Origin of the sequence: Marinoscillum luteum, assembly GCF_044005705.1 — a bacterium.
GTDB lineage: Bacteria > Bacteroidota > Bacteroidia > Cytophagales > Cyclobacteriaceae > Marinoscillum > Marinoscillum luteum.
On record NZ_JBIPKE010000011.1, the window covers coordinates 180,427 to 197,492 of the forward strand.

A 17,066-nucleotide genomic window follows, 5' to 3' on the forward strand; every position below is an offset into this window, starting at 1 on the left:
ATTAGAATGATAAGGAGTTACCCTGATAAAAGTCTAAGATTTTTTTCTTAAAAATGAAGTCAAATTTAGCGCGAACAAGATCCGATTTGGCACGAAACAAGTTATTTGATGCCACCTGATAGTCCGTGAAATTCGCCGCCCCTAAGTTATACTGGTTTTCAACAGAACGAAAAGTTTCTTCTAATGCTTCCACTTGTCGTGATGAAGCAGCGTAGGTTTTGGACGCAGCAAAAGCGTCATTGTAAGCCGTTTCAATGGTTTGTCTCAGTAAGTTCTTTTGCTCTAGTACGGTGATCTCTGCCTGCTGCAAATTGATCTTTGCGTTTTCAACGCTGGATTTGGCCTGGAGGTTATTAAAAATCGGGATAGACAAATTCAAAGTCAGCGATTTACTAAAGTTTTGGTTCATTTGGTCATTGAATGCTACAGTCTCAAAAGAGCCATTAACCAACTGTTTGTAGGCATCTGAGTAATTGGATCGGAAACCTCCACTCAAGGAAAGCGCAGGCGCATACCCTGATTCTGCCACCTTCACTCCCATCAGGGCACTTTGCACCTGCAGTTCGGCGCTTTGTATCTCTGGCATGGACGCTACCGCCGCTTCAAAAACCTCATCAGAACTTATTGTGAGGTCGGCCTCTCCTTCCAGTGTGAGATCCGGGATAATCAGCTCAATGTCCTGAGAAGTAGGAATCAACATGGCCTGTTTCAGGCTCAGCAAGGCAAGATCCAGGTTATTTTGAGCGGTCACCAGCTGCACCTCATTGGTAGCCACCTGAGAGATCAGCTCCAACTCATTGGTGCGGGGCAGCGCTCCTCCTGCTACCAGCTTTTTGGTACGCTCCAGTTGCTCCTGACTGGACCGTAGCTGGTATTCGGCATTTTCAAAGAGTTCACGGTTGAAAATCACATTCAGGTAAAACGTAACCACATTTAACGAGATGTCATTCTCCGCTTTATCCACCGCATACTGCGACGATTCCAGACTCATTCGGTTTTGCTTGATGGTATTGGTGATTCTAAACCAGTTAAACAAGGTCATATTGGCACTCCCGCTCACCCCAGTAAAGTTGATCTGCTGAGTGATGAATGAGTTGGTGGTGGGGTCAATGGATCTACCCCAGTTGTAGCCGTAATTTCCTCCCACATTCAGGCTCGGGAGCTGACTGGCCCTGGATTGGTTCAGATTGACCTGAGCAAGCTGCTCCTGGAGGTTGCTGCGCCTCACAGACAGGTTATTTTCTATGGCAATGTCGATGCACTGCTGAAGATCTAATACATAAAGTGAATCACTTTGGGCAAAGGCGGTAAAAGTAAAGAAGAGAATCAGTAGGGTTAGGTTCAGTTTTTTCATGAGATCATTGATCAATGTCGGGTATGTAGAGGACACTCCTCACCCAGTTAAGGTTACGTAAATATTCTAAAGTGATGGCTTTTATGCCTGAGTCCATTTCAAAAACCAGGCAGGCCAGATCGTTCTTCCCTTTTCGGGAAACAGTCATGGTAGCGATGTTGCAATCGTCATGTGAAAGCACATCTGAAATGAAGGCGATGCTCCCCTTCTGGTCATCGGCATGAATGATGAGTGTGTGGGCACTGGCCGTGAAATTGCAGTCAAAGCCATTGACTTCACGGATTCTGATCACCCCACCACCTCGGCTTTCTCCTACCACTTCAGCCTGATTGTCCTTGGAGGTAAGATTCAGCCTTACCGTATTGGGATGAAGCGTAGAAGCATTGCCTACAGACTTAAACTTGTACTCGATACCTGCATCCTTCGCTAGCTCCAGCGCACCTTTGATGCGCTCATCATCCGTAGGGAAATCCATGAGGCCGGCCAAAATAGCCCGGTTACTCCCATGCCCTTCATAGGTTCTGGCAAAAGAATTATAAAAGGTAATGATGGCCTTGGTGGGTTTGTCTTTCAGAATTTTACGGGCCACCCTGCCTATACGCACCACTCCAGCTGTATGCGAGCTGGACGGGCCTATCATTACAGGGCCTATCATATCAAATACACTGCTTCTTTCAGACATATCAGGAAATTAAACGATTAAAGAACTAATACGATACTTTAAAATGTCACTTATTGTAAAAAGTTGACTCAAACTGCCACCTGGGCCTTGATATGAGGGTGTGGATCGTAGTTTTCTAGTGTGAAATCCTCAATGGTGAATGAAAAAATGTCTTTCACGTCAGGGTTTAGTCGCATAATCGGAAGAGGCCTTACTTCACGAGAAAGCTGCAAACGCGCCTGCTCCAGATGATTGGAATAAAGGTGTGTATCCCCAAAGGTGTGTACAAAATCTCCATATTCCAGCCCACACACCTGCGCTATCATCATCGTGAAGAGTGCATAGGAGGCAATATTGAAAGGCACCCCCAAAAACACATCAGCACTGCGCTGATACAGCTGACAGGAAAGCTTACCATCGGCTACATAAAACTGAAACAAGGTATGACATGGTGGCAAAGCCATTTTTTCTATCTCGCCCACATTCCAGGCACTGATGATCATTCTCCGTGAATTGGGATTGTTTTTAATGGTGTCGATCAAGCCCGAAAGCTGGTCTACCGTGGTGCCATCGCTCTTGGGCCAGCTGCGCCACTGCACCCCATAGACAGGGCCTAGTTCACCATTGGCATCTGCCCATTCGTCCCATATGGTCACCTTGTTATCATTCAGGTATTTGATATTGGAATCTCCTTTGATAAACCAAAGCAGTTCATGTATGATCGATCGGAGGTGCACTTTTTTGGTGGTAACAAGGGGGAAACCATCCTGCAAATTGAACCTCATCTGATGTCCGAAAATGCTCAGGGTACCTGTGCCTGTTCTGTCTCCCTTTTCCACACCGTGGTCCAGGATATGCTGCATCAAATCGAGGTATTGTTTCATGATTAATCGTTTTTGATTGGCTACTTTCGTAAAGGATAACGCTAAATTAAGACCTAAAAAGTAGAAACCTGAACGCTTTACTAAATAAGTACTTTGGAAATTTCAGGAGTGGTAAATTCCGCTTTTTACTGGTGAGCCTGTGGGTGGTTATCACCATTTTCTTTGCGTATCACCTGCAGTTTCTCAAAGCGGATTTTGAATTCGAGAAGTTTTTCCCTCTTGATGATCCGGACATCACTTTTTATGAAAATCACCTGAACTATTTTGGCTACGACAATGACTACCTCCTGATTATTCTGGAAAATAACAATGGAGTGTTTCATGAGGACTTCCTCCAAAAAATCGCGCAGCTAACGGCCAGTATCAAATCAGAAGAGGGTGTAATTCAGGTTGGCTCTCCCCTCGATTTTCAACAGCCCATCAAGGCCCCTCTTGGGGTAACACTTGTTCCGCTCATTCATCTGAAAAACCCGGAACTATACCCACAAGACAGTGCAAACATGTTTGCTCACCCTATCTACAGGCACTTCTTTGGTAAAGATGGCAGGTCTTTACTCGTACAGGTTACCCATCAGCATTTCGAAGACCCTGTTTCCGCTGATCTACTGGTCAATAACCTGAACCAGTTACTCACCCAGGAGCATTTTGATCACTACCGACTGGCGGGAAAACTTGTGGCTCAAAAGGCATTCATCGGGTACATTCAGAGCGATTTTATTCTCTTCCTTGCATCAGCACTGGTTGTGAGCTTTCTGCTTCTTATCCTCGTCTTTCGCTCTGTGAAAGTATCGCTCATGCCCTACCTCATCAGTGTCACCAGCCTTATCTGGTTGCTGGGACTGATGGCCTTGCTCGGGCAGACCATTACCATTTTGGGTTCGCTTATTCCTCCTGTTATTCTATTTGTATCCACCTCTGATGCCATTCACCTCATCAATGCCTTCAGGGCAGGCGAACAACCCGATTTTATCACCAGGTTAAAGACTGCCATCCATAAGGTGCTCACACCTACTTTTCTCACCTCGGTCACCACTGCTATAGGTTTCTTTAGTCTTGTGACCATCGATACAGAACCTATTCGCTTTCTGGGGATTTTCTGTGGGATTGGCATTATGCTCTCTTTTATCATCACTTTTGCTTTTGGACCACTGCTGATCCATCAAAGCTACCCGCCACGCAAACCAGGTACAGCCACAAGGTACCTGGCCATCTGGGTGATCCGGCATTACAGAGTCGTTCTCGCTGGCACCACACTCCTGGTGATCTTATCTGTGGCAGGACTTTATCTACTCAAAACCGATGCTCGCCTCCTGGATGATCTTCCTGCGGACTCAGAAGTCAGGCAGGACTTTGAGTTTGTGGACATTCACTACGGAGGGTCCAAGCCCTGGGAAATGGCCTACTGGCCTAAAGATCCCGATGGCAGCATTTGGGAGGAGGAGGTCATGCGAGAGGCCCATAAGATTCATCAGTACTTACTAAAGGAGTATCCCATGGACCGACTTTGGTCACCGGTCACCTTTGCCATGTATGGCCATCAAATGATCAATGGTGGGAGCTCTTCAGCATTTGAGATGCCCGATACACAAAATTACCAGAGAGCCATTCGAACCGTACGCCCTTACACCCGGAAGCCTGAAGTCCCCAGCCTGATCGGCCAAAATGAGCATTATGCCCGCTTTACAGGTTTCATTCCTGAATTTGGGTCTCTTGAGACTATCCAAAAAGATCAGGAGCTCCTTTCCTACCTCGAGGCCCACCTTAATCATGATGTCATTGAATACCGGCTCACCGGCACCACTTACCTGATCGACAAAAGCCATGAAATGCTCTCCGCTAACCTGATGCATGGACTTCTAATCGCCATTTCAGTCATTTCTTTAATACTTGGGATTTATTTTCGTTCGCTTAAAATCCTGTTGATCAGCCTAATTCCCAATATCATCCCCCTTTTAGCCACGGCCGGGTACATGGGGCTTGCAGGAATTTCGTTAAAACTCACAACCTCCATTATATTTGCTGTTGCATTCGGTATTGCAGTGGATGACACCATTCATTTTATATCAGTGTACCGAAGGCAAAAAGCTAGAAATAGGATATACAGAATGATCAATACTTTTCAGACTGCTGGTAAGGCCATGAGCATTACCACACTGGTAATTGTTTCGGGTTTCGTTTTATTCCTTTTTTCCTCATTTGGAGCTACTTATTACCTGGGCTTGTTTTTGTCCTTGTCCCTGACAATAGCCCTGATCATTGATCTAACCCTACTTCCGCTACTCCTTCATTTTACAGAAAACAAGAACAGTTTATAGTTGTTAACTACACAATGAATAAAGGATTAAAAATAGGCGATGACATTCCTGAAGTAACCCTCAAAGATCAGGAAGGCCATCTGATTGATTTAACCGCGTTCAAGGGGAAACATTCTTTGGTGGTATATTTCTATCCAAAGGACGATACTCCGGGGTGTACCCTGGAAGCTTGCAGTTTCAGAGATCGATATGATGAATTTGAAGAGGCCGGCGCCAAGGTGATCGGTATCTCAGGAGATTCTGTAGGTTCCCACAGCCGTTTTGCTTCGCGTCACGGTCTCAATTTCATGTTATTGAGTGATATCAACAGAGTGGCTGAAAAGGAATTTGGCGTGCCGAGAAACCTGTTGGGGTTATTACCAGGTAGGGTCACCTACGTCTTTAACAAGGAAGGAAAGCTGGTATCCACCTTCAGTTCGGCGGTGAAGGCCACCAGACACATCAAGGAGTCGCTGAAAGCTCTATCCACCTGTCAATGAGGCTACTGGCTTATTAGCCAGTAGAGCTACCTTTTCCCTGACCTGCTCCACCACTTCGGCACTTCCATCGCAGGTGATCGGAGCAGATACGCTCACTACCATCTGGGTACTGCTCCATTTGCCCCAGGTAAAGGACTTTCCGGTCTGCCTGATGCCTATGGGAAGGATCGGCACATTGGCCTCTTTGGATAAAATAAAAGGACCTTTTTTGAAATGAGCGATCTGATGATCCACTGTGCGTGTGCCCTCGGGAAACATCAACACTGATTTTCCCTGATTAATCAGTTTAGCTGATCGCTTCAGACTCTCCATCGATTTTTTTCGGTTGGACCGATCAATAAAAATCATACCCGTGGCCATCATGTACCACCCAAGGAATGGGATGATTCTCAACTCTTTCTTTGCCACAAAGTACAGGTTGGCAGGAATCGCCCGAAAAAGAATGGGTATATCCAAATACGACTGATGATTACAGACAAACACATAGGGTTTGTCTCGCTCAATGACTTCCATCCCACTCTTTTCTATTCGGATACGAAAAGCCCACAAAATACCCGGAGCCCAGCAGCTACGGGCCATCGCCACAGGTATGGCTGTGCGAAAAGTGAATAGATAGATAATGAGCGACAGGCTAATCCAAAAGATGCTCCAAACCGCACAAAAGAAAACTCTTAAAAATACCAGCATTCAATCAATCAAAATTCTCCTCAAAGCTAAGCACTCTCCCATAAAATGGTACCCACTTAAAAGCTTTGATTTAATACTCGTTTTTCAGGGCATCGTTTAACTTTGCGCACTTTATAAAAATCGAGAATCAATGGCCGAGTACAAACATCTGGAGGTAGAAAAAAAATGGCAACAATACTGGCAGGAAAACAAGATCTATGAAGTAAGCATAGATCCTTCCAGGCCCAAGTATTACATCCTGGATATGTTTCCGTATCCTTCAGGTGCCGGACTACACGTAGGCCACCCACTTGGCTACATTGCTACAGACATTATTTCTCGTTTCAAACGACTCAAAGGGCACAATGTGCTTCACCCGATGGGTTTTGATGCCTTTGGTCTACCGGCTGAGCAGTATGCCATCCAGACTGGTCAGCATCCGGCCATTACCACGGAAACCAACATCACCCGCTACAAAGAACAGCTCACCAATCTGGGATTCAGCTATGACTGGTCTCGCGAGGTGCGCACTTCAGAACCCTCCTACTACAAATGGACCCAATGGATCTTCAAGCAGCTATTTAACAGCTGGTACAACAAAGACTCAGACAAGGCAGAGCATATAGACACATTGATTACAGCTTTCGCCGAAAGCGGAAATCAGGCGATCAATGCCGTGTGTGATGATGACGTGCCTGCATTCAGTGCAGGTGATTGGAACAGTTGGTCGGAAGAGGCGCAGCAAAAAATGTTGCTTAAATACCGACTGACCTATATCGCAGAAACCACCGTAAACTGGTGTCCGGCTTTAGGTACTGTCCTTTCCAACGATGAAGTAAAAGACGGATTTTCGGAGCGGGGCGGCCACCCTGTCGTAAAAAAGAGCATGGCACAATGGAGCATGCGGATCACGGCCTATGCCGACAGACTCATTTCCGGGCTGGATAAAATTGACTGGCCAGAGCCTATCAAAGACATGCAACGCAACTGGATCGGCAAATCCTATGGCGCTGAAGTAGATTTCGCCATTGAAAATTCAGATAAGAAGATCAGAGTCTTTACCACCAGAATTGACACCATCTATGGGGTGAGCTTCATGGTGGTGGCACCTGAAGCCGAAATCGTACAGCACCTGACCACTCCTGAGCAAAAACAGGAGGTTGAAGATTATATTGCCGTGGCCAAAAACCGCTCTGAGCGTGAGCGAATGAGCGACGTGAAGACCGTTTCCGGGGTGTTTACCGGGAGTTATGTGATCCATCCGTTTAGCGGAGAGAAAGTGCCTGTCTGGATTGCCGACTATGTATTGGCAGGATACGGTACCGGAGCAGTGATGGCCGTACCTAGCGGAGACCAAAGGGATTTTGACTTTGCCAAGCACTTTGACCTGCCGATAGTACAAATAATCGATTCGCAAAAAATTACCGAAACGGAAGCTGATGCCACCAAAGAGGGCAAAATGATCAATTCAGGTATTCTGAACGGGCTTACTCCACTTGAGGCCATCGACAAGGCTATTGCTGAGGTGGAGCAGAAGGGAATTGGGGTTAGAAAAGTGAACTACAGATTGCGTGACGCCATCTTTGGTCGCCAGCGCTACTGGGGTGAGCCTATTCCGGTTCACTTCAAAAATGGCATCCCCTATCTACTGGAAGACAGCGAACTGCCACTCAACCTTCCTGAGGTAGATAAGTATCTCCCCACAGAAGACGGTGCGCCCCCACTGGGCCGTGCAGACAACTGGCAGTACAAAGATGGTACTCCCTATGAGCTGACCACCATGCCTGGTTGGGCCGGATCCAGCTGGTACTTTTTCAGGTACATGGACCCGGACAATGATCAGGAATTTGCGTCTGAAAAAGCCCTTGACTACTGGCAGCAGGTGGACTTCTATATGGGTGGCAGTGAGCATGCCACCGGTCACCTCCTCTACTCCCGTTTCTGGACCAAATTCCTCTACGACATGGGATTCATCAAAGTAGATGAGTATGCTAAGAAGCTGGTGAATCAAGGAATGATTCAGGGCCGCTCAAACTTCGTTTACCGGGTAAAAAATGAGAACAAATATGTGTCCTTTGGACTGAGAAAAGAATTTGATACTTACCCGGTGCACGTGGATGTCAACATTGTAAAAGATGACATTCTGGACCTGGAGGCGTTTAAGTCATTTAGACCAGACGCAGAAGATGCAGAGTTTGTATTGGAAAACGGCAAATACGTCTGTGGCTGGGAAGTAGAAAAAATGTCCAAATCCAAGTACAATGTGGTCAATCCGGATGATCTGGTGGAAAAATACGGTGCTGATACACTCAGAATGTACGAGATGTTTCTTGGACCTATAGAGCAGAGTAAGCCCTGGAACACCAATGGCATAGAGGGTGTTTACAAATTTCTCAGGAAATTCTGGACGCTCTTTCACAACAACCGGGAGGATCTCCTGGTGGTCTCAGAGGAGCCCGCCACCAAAGAAGAGCTAAAGGTGCTCCACGGTCTTCTCAGGAAAATTGAGGACGACATAGAGCGCTTATCACTCAACACCTCAGTGAGTAATTTCATGATCGCCGTGAACGAACTGGGGGCACTCAGCTGTAACAAGCGGGCTATACTGGAGCCAATGGTTATCGCCCTGGCCCCTTTCGCTCCACACCTTTCTGAGGAGCTCTGGTCACTTCTCGGACATGAGGAAAGCATTTTTAATGCATCCTACCCTGTATTTGATCCCAGTCATCTGGTAGAGGATAGTTTTGAGTACCCGATCATGGTGAATGGAAAAATGAGAGCCAAAATTCAATTGGGAGCGGATCTGTCAAAAGAAGAAATCGAGTCGCAGGCACTGGCTCACCCCAATGTACAGAAATGGACTGAAGGTAAAACGCCTAAAAAGGTAATCGTAGTACCTAAGAAGATCGTCAATGTGGTGGTATAATCGTGGCATTATTTGTGCAATCAACCACCACATGAAAAACGCAATAATCGTAGCGACTTTGCTCTTTCTGGGAGCTTGCACGAGACCCGAAGATGCTCCGCAATTCATAGGGATAGAGAACATTGAAGTCTCAAAAATCATGGGTACCAATGCCGTGCTTAAAGCAGAAGCTATTTTTTACAACCCCAACGATGTAAAAATGAAGCTGCGCAAAGTGAACATTGATATCGAACTGGAAGGCAAAAAAATCGGAGTGATCAACCAGGAATTTACGACCAAAGTACCTGCCCTTTCCGAATTCAGGGTGCCATTGAATGCCAGCTTTGATATAACAGAAATCGGACTACTCAATGGCATCATCAGCATCCTGGGTGGGAAAAAGGTGGCAGTTCATTATAAGGGGTTTGTGAAAGTCTCCGTGCACGGTTACCCCGCTACTGTTCCTATTGACTTTGAAGAGGAAGTGAGGATGTGACCGATAAATACTTAGACAAAAATCCCTAAAACGTGGTATTGAACTGGATTTGGCTTTTGGCTAGCTTTATGCAATAATTAGCACAAAAATGAAACGCCTTATCTCCACCGCCCTGATTCTTCTGATTTCCAGCCTTTTTGTTTTATTGGGCTTCAAGAAATTTCGTCCTTCCGTACAAAAACCCTCTTCGAAGCTTTTCGTCTGACCTGACTAAACCGTCAGTTCAATGATGTTTCCCTCGGGATCCAGTATGATGCTTTCGTAATAGCCGTCACCTGTAGTTCGTGGTTCGCTGTGAATGGTGATGCCCGCACGTCTGAATCGTTCTGTGTACTCATCCACGGCCTCTCTGCTTCCCAGACTTAGCGCCATATGAGCCCAACCCAATTGAGTGGAGGTCCCCTTTTGGTGATGGTCTTGTTGTTGCATCAGTTCCAGGCGCGTATCCCCATCTGCAAAGGTTAAAAAATAGGATTTGAAGTTCTTTTTAGGGTTGTGATAAAGATCGGAGGCAATGGCTCCGAAATACTTCACATAGAATGATTTGATGGCTTCCAGGTCACCAACCCAGATTGCCAGGTGCTCTATTTTCATATTTAAAATCCGGAATTGGGATCTTCTTTTATGGCGTCATCCAAGGAAGGTTCTACCTCAACCTCCTGTATTATGGGGTCTGATTTGACCTTTTTCCCTTTAAAGAGGCCTTTAAAAAAACCTCCGGAAGACACTGAATCGGCAGGGTTATCAGACAGAGGCTCTGAGACTTCCTCCTGTATGGGCACTCTGGTATAGAGATACTGTCCAAAATGCTTATTGTAATACGCCTGCTCAACATTCAATGCCTTGTCATTTGGATCATACCTATAGAGGTATTTGAGTTCCGTTTTAGGCTTGGCCGGCTCCACTATCGCCAACGTAGGAATATCGAGGGTATCCTCTTCGGAAGAAACAATGGTAGCTGTAGAGTCAATCACCACAGTAGCCGAATCAGAAAAATCACTGGCAATAAATTCACCAACATCCTCCACCACAGGAGGCTCTTCAATAGGCTTTGGTGCTAGTATATTCTCCTTAGGGGCGGTCCTGAGTTCGTAGTTCTTCAGCCAATAAGGTTCATATTTAACGATTCCAAACTTGGTCTTCTTCACCTCATCCGGGGTAACCACATAAGGCTCTACATAGGCAAAATAATCAATCCCTTTGCCAACAGACGCCACCACCGCTCCCGCACTATCCAGCGATACCGGCTTCTGACTCGCCAGATATTTTAGGCGCTCATCCTTGTCTATTTTCCAGAGGTAAGAATAGTAGGCCATCCGCACCGAATCATCCAGAATATAGGTACTCTGAAAAGCCGGACAAATGATCTTGTCACGACAGGAGGCCAGGCATAAGATGATGATAATAACAGCGGAAAGTTGCCTCATAAATATGGCTATCGGCGAATACAACCCCTAAAATAGGATTATTTTAATTATGGTAAAAGTTTGTAGGGCAGAAAGAAAGTGTTTCAATATCACTCATCTAAGATTTCCAGTGCGTGAGGAAGGATCATTTGCACCCATGCTGCATACATTTCTCCTGACGGGTGGAGGCCATCCTCAGCCACATATTCGGGCTTGGTGGCAGCTTCCCTCGATATAGGAGTGATATTGAAAAATGTCACACCGTAAGCCTCCGAAAAGCCTCTGGCCATATTGTTATAATCGTCTATCTCACGAGCGATTTTAGCCCGATCACTATTGGCCGCAAAGGGTGTCACTCCATAGTCAGGAATACTCACCACGATCACCCGACGCTTGTCTCCTCCGGCAAAGGCAATGGCCTGCTTTAGCAGGAACTCAAACTCGGTCCGATAAATAGATATGCTGTAGCCACGATACTGATTATTCACTCCTATAAGCAACGAAACCCAATCATAAGGCCCTTTTACTTCAGAATGGTCGATACCATCTTGAAGCTCCGCTGTGGTCCACCCTGTCCTGGCAATGATCTCAGAATCCTTCATTTCCACACCCCTTTCACGGAGCTCTGTGACCAGCTGTACAGGCCATCTTTCTGCTATTTCCACACTTTCTCCAATGGTGTATGAGTCACCCAAAGCGAGAAAACTTATGCTTCCATTTGTCATAGTAGTATCCTCATTATTTTCTTCATTTTCAGAACTTTCCTCATCTTCTGGCTCAGCATCGTCATTTGCAGGGGTTTCATCCTTTGTTTTCTCCTCATTTTCAGGGCGGTTATCATCTGCCTCCATACAGGAAAGTGGGAAAATCAGGCAAAACAAATAAATCAACTTCATAGGTTCTTCAGTTCTGCTTTCAATTTGGCCGGTAGGCCGGAGACGACCAGATCATATGAATCATCCACCCACTCCCGTATTTGCTGGTCTGAAAGAATCCCAACTGTCATCACGGTATTCCAGTGTTTCTTGTTCATGTGATAGCCCGGCAGCACATCCTCAAACTCCTCTCGCAGCCTGATGGCTTTCTCCGGATCACACTTCAGGTTGACACTGACAAAATCTTCTACATTGGCCAGGGCAAACATTTTGCCCATCACCTTAAATACCAATGTATCGGCATCAAAAGGAAACTCCTCAGTCACTCCTGGCTTGGCAATGCAGTGATTTCTCAGATCTTCGATGTTCATAGATTACAGAATATACGATGCAAAGACTATGATCGGATGATGTACCTCACGATGATGACAATCACGCAGATCAAAAACATGATCATGGAAATCTTATTGATTCCATGCATCATCTTAATACTCGTATTGGTCGGTCGAGAAGGGTCTTTTTTTCTGAAAAAATAGGTTAATACTTCTTTGAAATTGAAATAGTAACCAGCATCATTTTTCTCTTCATTCTGGTTTTGTTTCTCTGACATGGTCTTCTATTTGAATCGTTACAGGACAGCCTGTGGCTCTGTCCATTTGCCATCTTCCTTGATTAACTCTATCAATTCATCCAGGGCACGTGCAGAAGGCACTCCCCGCTTCATTACTTCTTTGCCTTTATACAAAGTGATCTTCCCCTTACCAGACCCCACATAACCATAATCTGCATCTGCCATTTCCCCCGGGCCATTCACTATACATCCCATGATCCCGATTTTTACACCTTTCAGATGATCGGTGCGCTTCCTGATCATGGCAGTAGTCTCCTGCAGGTCAAACAAAGTACGCCCGCATGAAGGACACGAAATATACTCTGTCTTGGTGATCCTGGTCCTGGCCGCCTGCAATATCCCGAACACGGTGCTATTATACAGTTTGGCTTTAGCCAATCTCTCTGACCTGTCCCCTTTTACCTGAGCCATGCTCAGAAGTGCTCCATCTCCAAAACCATCAATGAGCAAACCACCAATGTCGGTGGCAGGATACATCATCATGGCATCTGCATTGAGGTAAGGAAAAGATCGCTCTATCACCACCGGTATACTCACTCCGGCATTGACCAATCCAACGAAGGACTGACGCAAATCTGCATAAGCATGCTGATTATTTGTTTTGAGAATCAACACAGCGTTGGTCATCTGTCTGATCTTTTCGATCACAGATGGCGTGAGCTTCGTAGTAGATAGCTGTATGAAAATACACTTTGAATCAATAGGCTTATCTATCTCATTTACAGTAATTAATGGGTACTTGTTCGCGTCTGAATTGACCGTCAACCAGGTGTTATAATCAAGTATCTCTTTAAGTCCATTGGGTAACATAAAGGGGATTGGGCGGGTACCGGTATAAATGTAATCGCACCCCAAATCATTCATCGTCCACTTGTCCAATTCCGGCAGGTAGAAGTGCCCAATTGCTTTGAGGTCCTTCATTTCTACAGACTCGATATCAGAAAAATCCGCAATCACCCTGGGGACATTCCCACCACCAAAATTAATTACCTCATCCGTCTGGCGTTTCTGATATTCATAGGGATGGTAAACACTAAAATCACAGTTGGCTATTGGCGCATGCCCCTGTCTCCCCACGAGCCTGTCTACAAGGATTTGCCCTACAGGGGCTTCTACTTCAGGTGCTTCGGTGAGAGAGACACGCACGGTATCTCCCAATCCATCCTCCAGCAGCACGCCTATTCCAAGGGCACTCTTGATTCGGCCATCCTCTGCTTCGCCCGCTTCCGTCACACCCAGGTGCAATGGATAAGGCTGTAGTCCTTCCTCATCCAACTTCTGAACGAGCAGTCGATAAGCCTGCACCATCACTTGTGGATTGCTGGATTTCATCGAGATCACAATATCAAAGTATTCCAGCTCTTCGCAAATCCTGATAAACTCCAGCGCTGACTCCACCATTCCTAATGGGGTGTCACCATATCGACTCATGATCCTATCAGACAATGAACCATGATTGGTACCAATGCGCATAGCCGTACCGTATTCCTTACAGATCTCCACCAGGGGTGTAAACTTTTCGCGAATGCGGTGCAGTTCGGCATTATAAGTCTCGTCCGTATATTCTATCTCCTCAAATCGCTTTTTATCGGCATAGTTTCCCGGATTCACCCTTACCTTCTCCACGATGGTGGCAGCAAGTTCCGCGGCATTCGGAGTGAAGTGAATATCAGCCACCAGCGGCACAAAGCATCCCCTTTTGCTCAACTCACTTTTTATCTCGCGGAGGTTCTCGGCCTCTTTGATACTGGGTGCCGTAATTCGCACATACTCGCACCCACTCTCCACCATTCTCAATACCTGCTCCACCGAACCCTGTGTGTCCATGGTGTCCACGGTGGTCATGGATTGTACCCTGATAGGATTATCCCCACCCATGGGTACGTCCCCAACATACACCTCACGTGTCTTTCTCCTTTTATATTGAGTGAGGCTATCGCAAAAATTGACCTTTCCGGTCAGGAGCTCATCGGCAGGGTTCATAAAATAACATTTATGGTCTAAACACCATACAAAGATAAAAGTTGCGGGATCATAAATCGCCTAATTGTGGTCTGATTACCAGGTCCTCCACCACGGTCCGGTCACTGAGCTGATAAGTGGTGAAAATCATCTCTGCCACGTCTTCCGGTTTCATAAATCGATCTTCCGGCAAGTCCACCCCTTCCCAACTGGCAGTAAAGGTAGCTCCAGGCATCACTGAGGTCACCCGAATTTGATCTGCTTTCAATTCCTCTCTCAATACTTTACTCATTCCATACATCGCAAACTTGGAGATGCAGTAAGATCCACCATTGGTGTAAGCCGTAATGCTGGCAGTGGAGCAGATATTGAATATATGCCCTTTTTTCCGCTTCTTCATTTCAGGGATTAGTCCTCTGCTGAGTCTATAAGCACTATACAGGTTGGTTTCAATCTGCGACTCCAATACGCCCTCTTCTTCTGTGTGTACCTGACCAGGCACAAACTTGCCAGCATTATTAACCAAAACGGCCACAGGCTTACCCGTCAATCTGATAAACTCAATGAAGTCATTCACCTGTGCTTTCCTGGATACGTCAGACACATTCACCAGCACTTTGTTGCCGTACTTGCCCTCTATAGATTTCTTCAGATCATCCAGGTCGGTCTCATTTCTGGCGCAGGTCGCTATGGTATAGCCGGCTTCAGAAAATTTTTCTATGATGGCCCGGCCGATACCTTTGGTGCCGCCAGTTACCACAACTAATTTATCTTTCAGATCACCCATAATTCTATAAAGCAACCAGAAACCACATTGTTATTTAAGAAAACAAAATCTTCATTTTGTCCTTTAGTTGGTCAAACGGTTTGTGTTTGCTTCGTTCTTATTAATTTCGGCAAAGCTAACACATCTGACGCAAGAGAATACTTCATGAAATCACTAGGTAAATTTTTGATTTTTGCTGGTCAGCTTTTCGTAAGACGCGAAAGTTTTTCCACCTACGTTTCCCTGACCATCGATGAGTGCATCAAGGTGGGGTACAATTCTCTTTTTATTGTGACCATTGTCTCGGTATTCATGGGTGCGGTTACTACCATCCAGACGGCCTATAACCTGGTAAGCCCCTTCATTCCTGATTACGTGATTTCACTGGTAGTGCGGGATATGACCGTTTTGGAGTTGGCTCCTACGATTATGGCCATTGTATATGCAGGAAAGGTAGGATCTAACATAGCCGGTGAACTCGGAACCATGCGAATCACAGAACAAATTGATGCTTTGGAAGTGATGGGCATTAACTCTACTTCCTATCTGGTGCTTCCTAAAATCATCGCATCTATGCTTATGTATCCGATGCTGGTGGTGCTTTCGGCATTTTTGTCCATCTATGGTGGCTACCTCACCAGTCTGGCCACGGGCATTATCTCTGGCCATGATTATATCTACGGTATCCGATATGACTTCATTGAGTTCAATATCGCATTTGCTCTCATCAAGGCATTTGTATTTGCTTTTCTGGTAGCTGCCATTTCTGCTTACAAAGGATATTTCACCTCAGGTGGAGCACTGGAGGTGGGCCAATCGTCTACCGCTGCCGTCACCAATAGCTGTATTGCCATTTTGCTGGCAGATTATCTTCTCGCTCAACTACTACTCGGATGATCGAAATCAACAACATAAAGAAGTCTTTTCAGGGCAAAGAAATCCTAAAAGGTATCAACGGCACTTTTGAGCCGGGAAAATGTAATCTGATCATTGGGTCCAGTGGAACCGGAAAAAGTGTGCTTCTGAAATGTATTGTGGGGTTATTTAAGCCCGATGAAGGAGACGTACTCTATGATGGCCGTGACTTTTCTCACGGTGACAAAGAGGCCCAAACGGAAATAAGGAGGGAAATAGGAATGCTTTTTCAGGGCAGCGCACTGTTTGACAGCAAGAACGTGGAGCAAAACGTGATGTTTCCGCTGAACGTGCTCACAGATATGAGCAAGGAAGAAAAGATAGAGCGTGTGAACTTCTGTCTGCAACGTGTGGGGCTGGAGAATGTGAACAAAAAAATGCCCTCTGAGATCAGTGGAGGTATGAAAAAACGTGTAGGCATAGCACGTGCTATTGTCAACAAGCCCAATTATCTTTTTTGTGATGAACCCAACTCCGGGCTGGATCCACAAACTAGTATGGTCATTGATGAACTCATTGACGAAATCACGCAGGAGTATCAGATGACTACTACCATCGTCACTCATGATATGAATTCGGTGATAGAAATAGGTCAGAAAGTAATGTATCTCTACAAAGGTGAAAAATTATGGGATGGCACTAACAAAGACATCACCCACTCAGGTGTGAAGGAATTGGACGACTTTGTCTTTGCCAACAGAATGATGAAGGAGTTCAGATAAAGCAGAAGCATCATCAAAAACCACTAGTT

17 protein-coding genes are annotated in these 17,066 nt (G+C 45.8%); 6 read left to right on the forward strand and 11 right to left on the reverse strand.

The window, feature by feature from the left end:
- Position 1: 1 nt before the first annotated feature.
- The 3 genes from ACHKAR_RS02970 to ACHKAR_RS02980 all read right to left on the reverse strand — a co-directional run bounded on the left by ACHKAR_RS02970 (position 2) and on the right by ACHKAR_RS02980 (position 2,899).
- Entirely contained in the window at positions 2 to 1,354 is a 1,353-nt protein-coding gene (locus tag ACHKAR_RS02970; protein ID WP_395416106.1) for a TolC family protein, read from the reverse strand.
- 4 nt (positions 1,355 to 1,358) lie between these two features.
- Positions 1,359 to 2,036 (reverse strand): L-serine ammonia-lyase, iron-sulfur-dependent subunit beta, encoded by a 678-nt coding sequence (gene sdaAB / locus ACHKAR_RS02975; RefSeq protein ID WP_395416107.1) that lies wholly within the window; start codon positions 2,034 to 2,036, stop codon positions 1,359 to 1,361.
- Between the two features lie 68 nt (positions 2,037 to 2,104).
- Entirely contained in the window at positions 2,105 to 2,899 is a 795-nt protein-coding gene (locus tag ACHKAR_RS02980; RefSeq protein WP_395416108.1) for a thymidylate synthase, read from the reverse strand.
- A 131-nt stretch (positions 2,900 to 3,030) separates the two neighbouring features.
- On the opposite strand from ACHKAR_RS02980, the gene ACHKAR_RS02985 reads away from it, so the two are divergent.
- The gene (locus ACHKAR_RS02985; RefSeq protein WP_395416109.1) at positions 3,031 to 5,214 is read left to right on the forward strand and encodes an efflux RND transporter permease subunit; all 2,184 of its coding nucleotides are present in this window, start codon (positions 3,031 to 3,033) and stop codon (positions 5,212 to 5,214) included.
- Between the two features lie 14 nt (positions 5,215 to 5,228).
- Positions 5,229 to 5,693: a peroxiredoxin gene (locus ACHKAR_RS02990; protein ID WP_395416110.1), complete on the forward strand. Its 465-nt coding sequence runs from the start codon at positions 5,229 to 5,231 to the stop codon at positions 5,691 to 5,693.
- On the opposite strand, the gene ACHKAR_RS02995 is transcribed toward ACHKAR_RS02990, so the two are convergent.
- The gene (locus ACHKAR_RS02995; RefSeq protein WP_159580141.1) at positions 5,676 to 6,380 is read right to left on the reverse strand and encodes a lysophospholipid acyltransferase family protein; all 705 of its coding nucleotides are present in this window, start codon (positions 6,378 to 6,380) and stop codon (positions 5,676 to 5,678) included. The genes ACHKAR_RS02990 and ACHKAR_RS02995 overlap by 18 nt on opposite strands.
- Before the next feature lie 130 nt (positions 6,381 to 6,510).
- On the opposite strand from ACHKAR_RS02995, the gene leuS reads away from it, so the two are divergent.
- Complete coding sequence (gene leuS / locus ACHKAR_RS03000; protein ID WP_395416111.1) at positions 6,511 to 9,285, forward strand: leucine--tRNA ligase; 2,775 nt, start codon at positions 6,511 to 6,513, stop codon at positions 9,283 to 9,285.
- Positions 9,286 to 9,316: 31 nt separating this feature from the next.
- The gene (locus ACHKAR_RS03005) at positions 9,317 to 9,760 is read left to right on the forward strand and encodes an LEA type 2 family protein (protein ID WP_395416112.1); all 444 of its coding nucleotides are present in this window, start codon (positions 9,317 to 9,319) and stop codon (positions 9,758 to 9,760) included.
- A gap of 210 nt (positions 9,761 to 9,970) precedes the next feature.
- Here the strand turns inward: ACHKAR_RS03005 and ACHKAR_RS03010 are convergent, their stop codons facing one another.
- The 7 genes from ACHKAR_RS03010 to ACHKAR_RS03040 form a co-directional block, all read right to left on the reverse strand.
- Positions 9,971 to 10,354, reverse strand: coding sequence for a VOC family protein (locus tag ACHKAR_RS03010; RefSeq protein ID WP_395416113.1), 384 nt, complete (start codon positions 10,352 to 10,354; stop codon positions 9,971 to 9,973).
- Positions 10,355 to 10,356: 2 nt separating this feature from the next.
- Entirely contained in the window at positions 10,357 to 11,187 is an 831-nt protein-coding gene (locus tag ACHKAR_RS03015; protein WP_395416114.1) for a hypothetical protein, read from the reverse strand.
- 89 nt (positions 11,188 to 11,276) lie between these two features.
- The gene (locus ACHKAR_RS03020; protein ID WP_395416115.1) at positions 11,277 to 12,062 is read right to left on the reverse strand and encodes an SGNH/GDSL hydrolase family protein; all 786 of its coding nucleotides are present in this window, start codon (positions 12,060 to 12,062) and stop codon (positions 11,277 to 11,279) included.
- Entirely contained in the window at positions 12,059 to 12,412 is a 354-nt protein-coding gene (locus ACHKAR_RS03025) for an MmcQ/YjbR family DNA-binding protein (RefSeq protein WP_395416116.1), read from the reverse strand. Before ACHKAR_RS03025 ends, ACHKAR_RS03020 begins: the two co-directional genes overlap by 4 nt.
- A 26-nt stretch (positions 12,413 to 12,438) precedes the next feature.
- The gene (locus ACHKAR_RS03030; RefSeq protein ID WP_395416117.1) at positions 12,439 to 12,651 is read right to left on the reverse strand and encodes a DUF6728 family protein; all 213 of its coding nucleotides are present in this window, start codon (positions 12,649 to 12,651) and stop codon (positions 12,439 to 12,441) included.
- 18 nt (positions 12,652 to 12,669) lie between these two features.
- Positions 12,670 to 14,655 (reverse strand): (E)-4-hydroxy-3-methylbut-2-enyl-diphosphate synthase, encoded by a 1,986-nt coding sequence (gene ispG, locus ACHKAR_RS03035; protein WP_395416118.1) that lies wholly within the window; start codon positions 14,653 to 14,655, stop codon positions 12,670 to 12,672.
- Positions 14,656 to 14,704: 49 nt separating this feature from the next.
- A complete protein-coding gene (locus tag ACHKAR_RS03040) occupies positions 14,705 to 15,421 on the reverse strand; it encodes an SDR family oxidoreductase (RefSeq protein WP_395416119.1) in 717 nt (238 codons plus the stop codon).
- Positions 15,422 to 15,565: 144 nt separating this feature from the next.
- On the opposite strand from ACHKAR_RS03040, the gene ACHKAR_RS03045 reads away from it, so the two are divergent.
- Both ACHKAR_RS03045 and ACHKAR_RS03050 read left to right on the forward strand, forming a co-directional pair.
- Positions 15,566 to 16,297 carry an MlaE family ABC transporter permease gene (locus ACHKAR_RS03045; protein ID WP_159580159.1) on the forward strand — a complete coding sequence of 244 codons (732 nt, stop codon included), beginning with the start codon at positions 15,566 to 15,568 and terminating at the stop codon, positions 16,295 to 16,297.
- Positions 16,294 to 17,037 carry an ABC transporter ATP-binding protein gene (locus ACHKAR_RS03050; RefSeq protein ID WP_159580161.1) on the forward strand — a complete coding sequence of 248 codons (744 nt, stop codon included), beginning with the start codon at positions 16,294 to 16,296 and terminating at the stop codon, positions 17,035 to 17,037. Before ACHKAR_RS03045 ends, ACHKAR_RS03050 begins: the two co-directional genes overlap by 4 nt.
- Positions 17,038 to 17,066: the final 29 nt, after the last annotated feature.

What these genes read in the sequence shown, in the direction of transcription:
- ACHKAR_RS02970 (WP_395416106.1), bottom strand. Translation starts at nt 1,354, where the DNA reads ATGAAAAAACTGAACCTAACCCTACTGATTCTCTTCTTTACTTTTACC.
- sdaAB (WP_395416107.1), bottom strand. Translation starts at nt 2,036, where the DNA reads ATGTCTGAAAGAAGCAGTGTATTTGATATGATAGGCCCTGTAATGATA.
- ACHKAR_RS02980 (WP_395416108.1), bottom strand. Translation starts at nt 2,899, where the DNA reads ATGAAACAATACCTCGATTTGATGCAGCATATCCTGGACCACGGTGTG.
- ACHKAR_RS02990 (WP_395416110.1), top strand. Translation starts at nt 5,229, where the DNA reads ATGAATAAAGGATTAAAAATAGGCGATGACATTCCTGAAGTAACCCTC.
- ACHKAR_RS02995 (WP_159580141.1), bottom strand. Translation starts at nt 6,380, where the DNA reads ATGCTGGTATTTTTAAGAGTTTTCTTTTGTGCGGTTTGGAGCATCTTT.
- leuS (WP_395416111.1), top strand. Translation starts at nt 6,511, where the DNA reads ATGGCCGAGTACAAACATCTGGAGGTAGAAAAAAAATGGCAACAATAC.
- ACHKAR_RS03005 (WP_395416112.1), top strand. Translation starts at nt 9,317, where the DNA reads ATGAAAAACGCAATAATCGTAGCGACTTTGCTCTTTCTGGGAGCTTGC.
- ACHKAR_RS03010 (WP_395416113.1), bottom strand. Translation starts at nt 10,354, where the DNA reads ATGAAAATAGAGCACCTGGCAATCTGGGTTGGTGACCTGGAAGCCATC.
- ACHKAR_RS03015 (WP_395416114.1), bottom strand. Translation starts at nt 11,187, where the DNA reads ATGAGGCAACTTTCCGCTGTTATTATCATCATCTTATGCCTGGCCTCC.
- ACHKAR_RS03020 (WP_395416115.1), bottom strand. Translation starts at nt 12,062, where the DNA reads ATGAAGTTGATTTATTTGTTTTGCCTGATTTTCCCACTTTCCTGTATG.
- ACHKAR_RS03025 (WP_395416116.1), bottom strand. Translation starts at nt 12,412, where the DNA reads ATGAACATCGAAGATCTGAGAAATCACTGCATTGCCAAGCCAGGAGTG.
- ACHKAR_RS03030 (WP_395416117.1), bottom strand. Translation starts at nt 12,651, where the DNA reads ATGTCAGAGAAACAAAACCAGAATGAAGAGAAAAATGATGCTGGTTAC.
- ispG (WP_395416118.1), bottom strand. Translation starts at nt 14,655, where the DNA reads ATGAACCCTGCCGATGAGCTCCTGACCGGAAAGGTCAATTTTTGCGAT.
- ACHKAR_RS03040 (WP_395416119.1), bottom strand. Translation starts at nt 15,421, where the DNA reads ATGGGTGATCTGAAAGATAAATTAGTTGTGGTAACTGGCGGCACCAAA.
- ACHKAR_RS03045 (WP_159580159.1), top strand. Translation starts at nt 15,566, where the DNA reads ATGAAATCACTAGGTAAATTTTTGATTTTTGCTGGTCAGCTTTTCGTA.
- ACHKAR_RS03050 (WP_159580161.1), top strand. Translation starts at nt 16,294, where the DNA reads ATGATCGAAATCAACAACATAAAGAAGTCTTTTCAGGGCAAAGAAATC.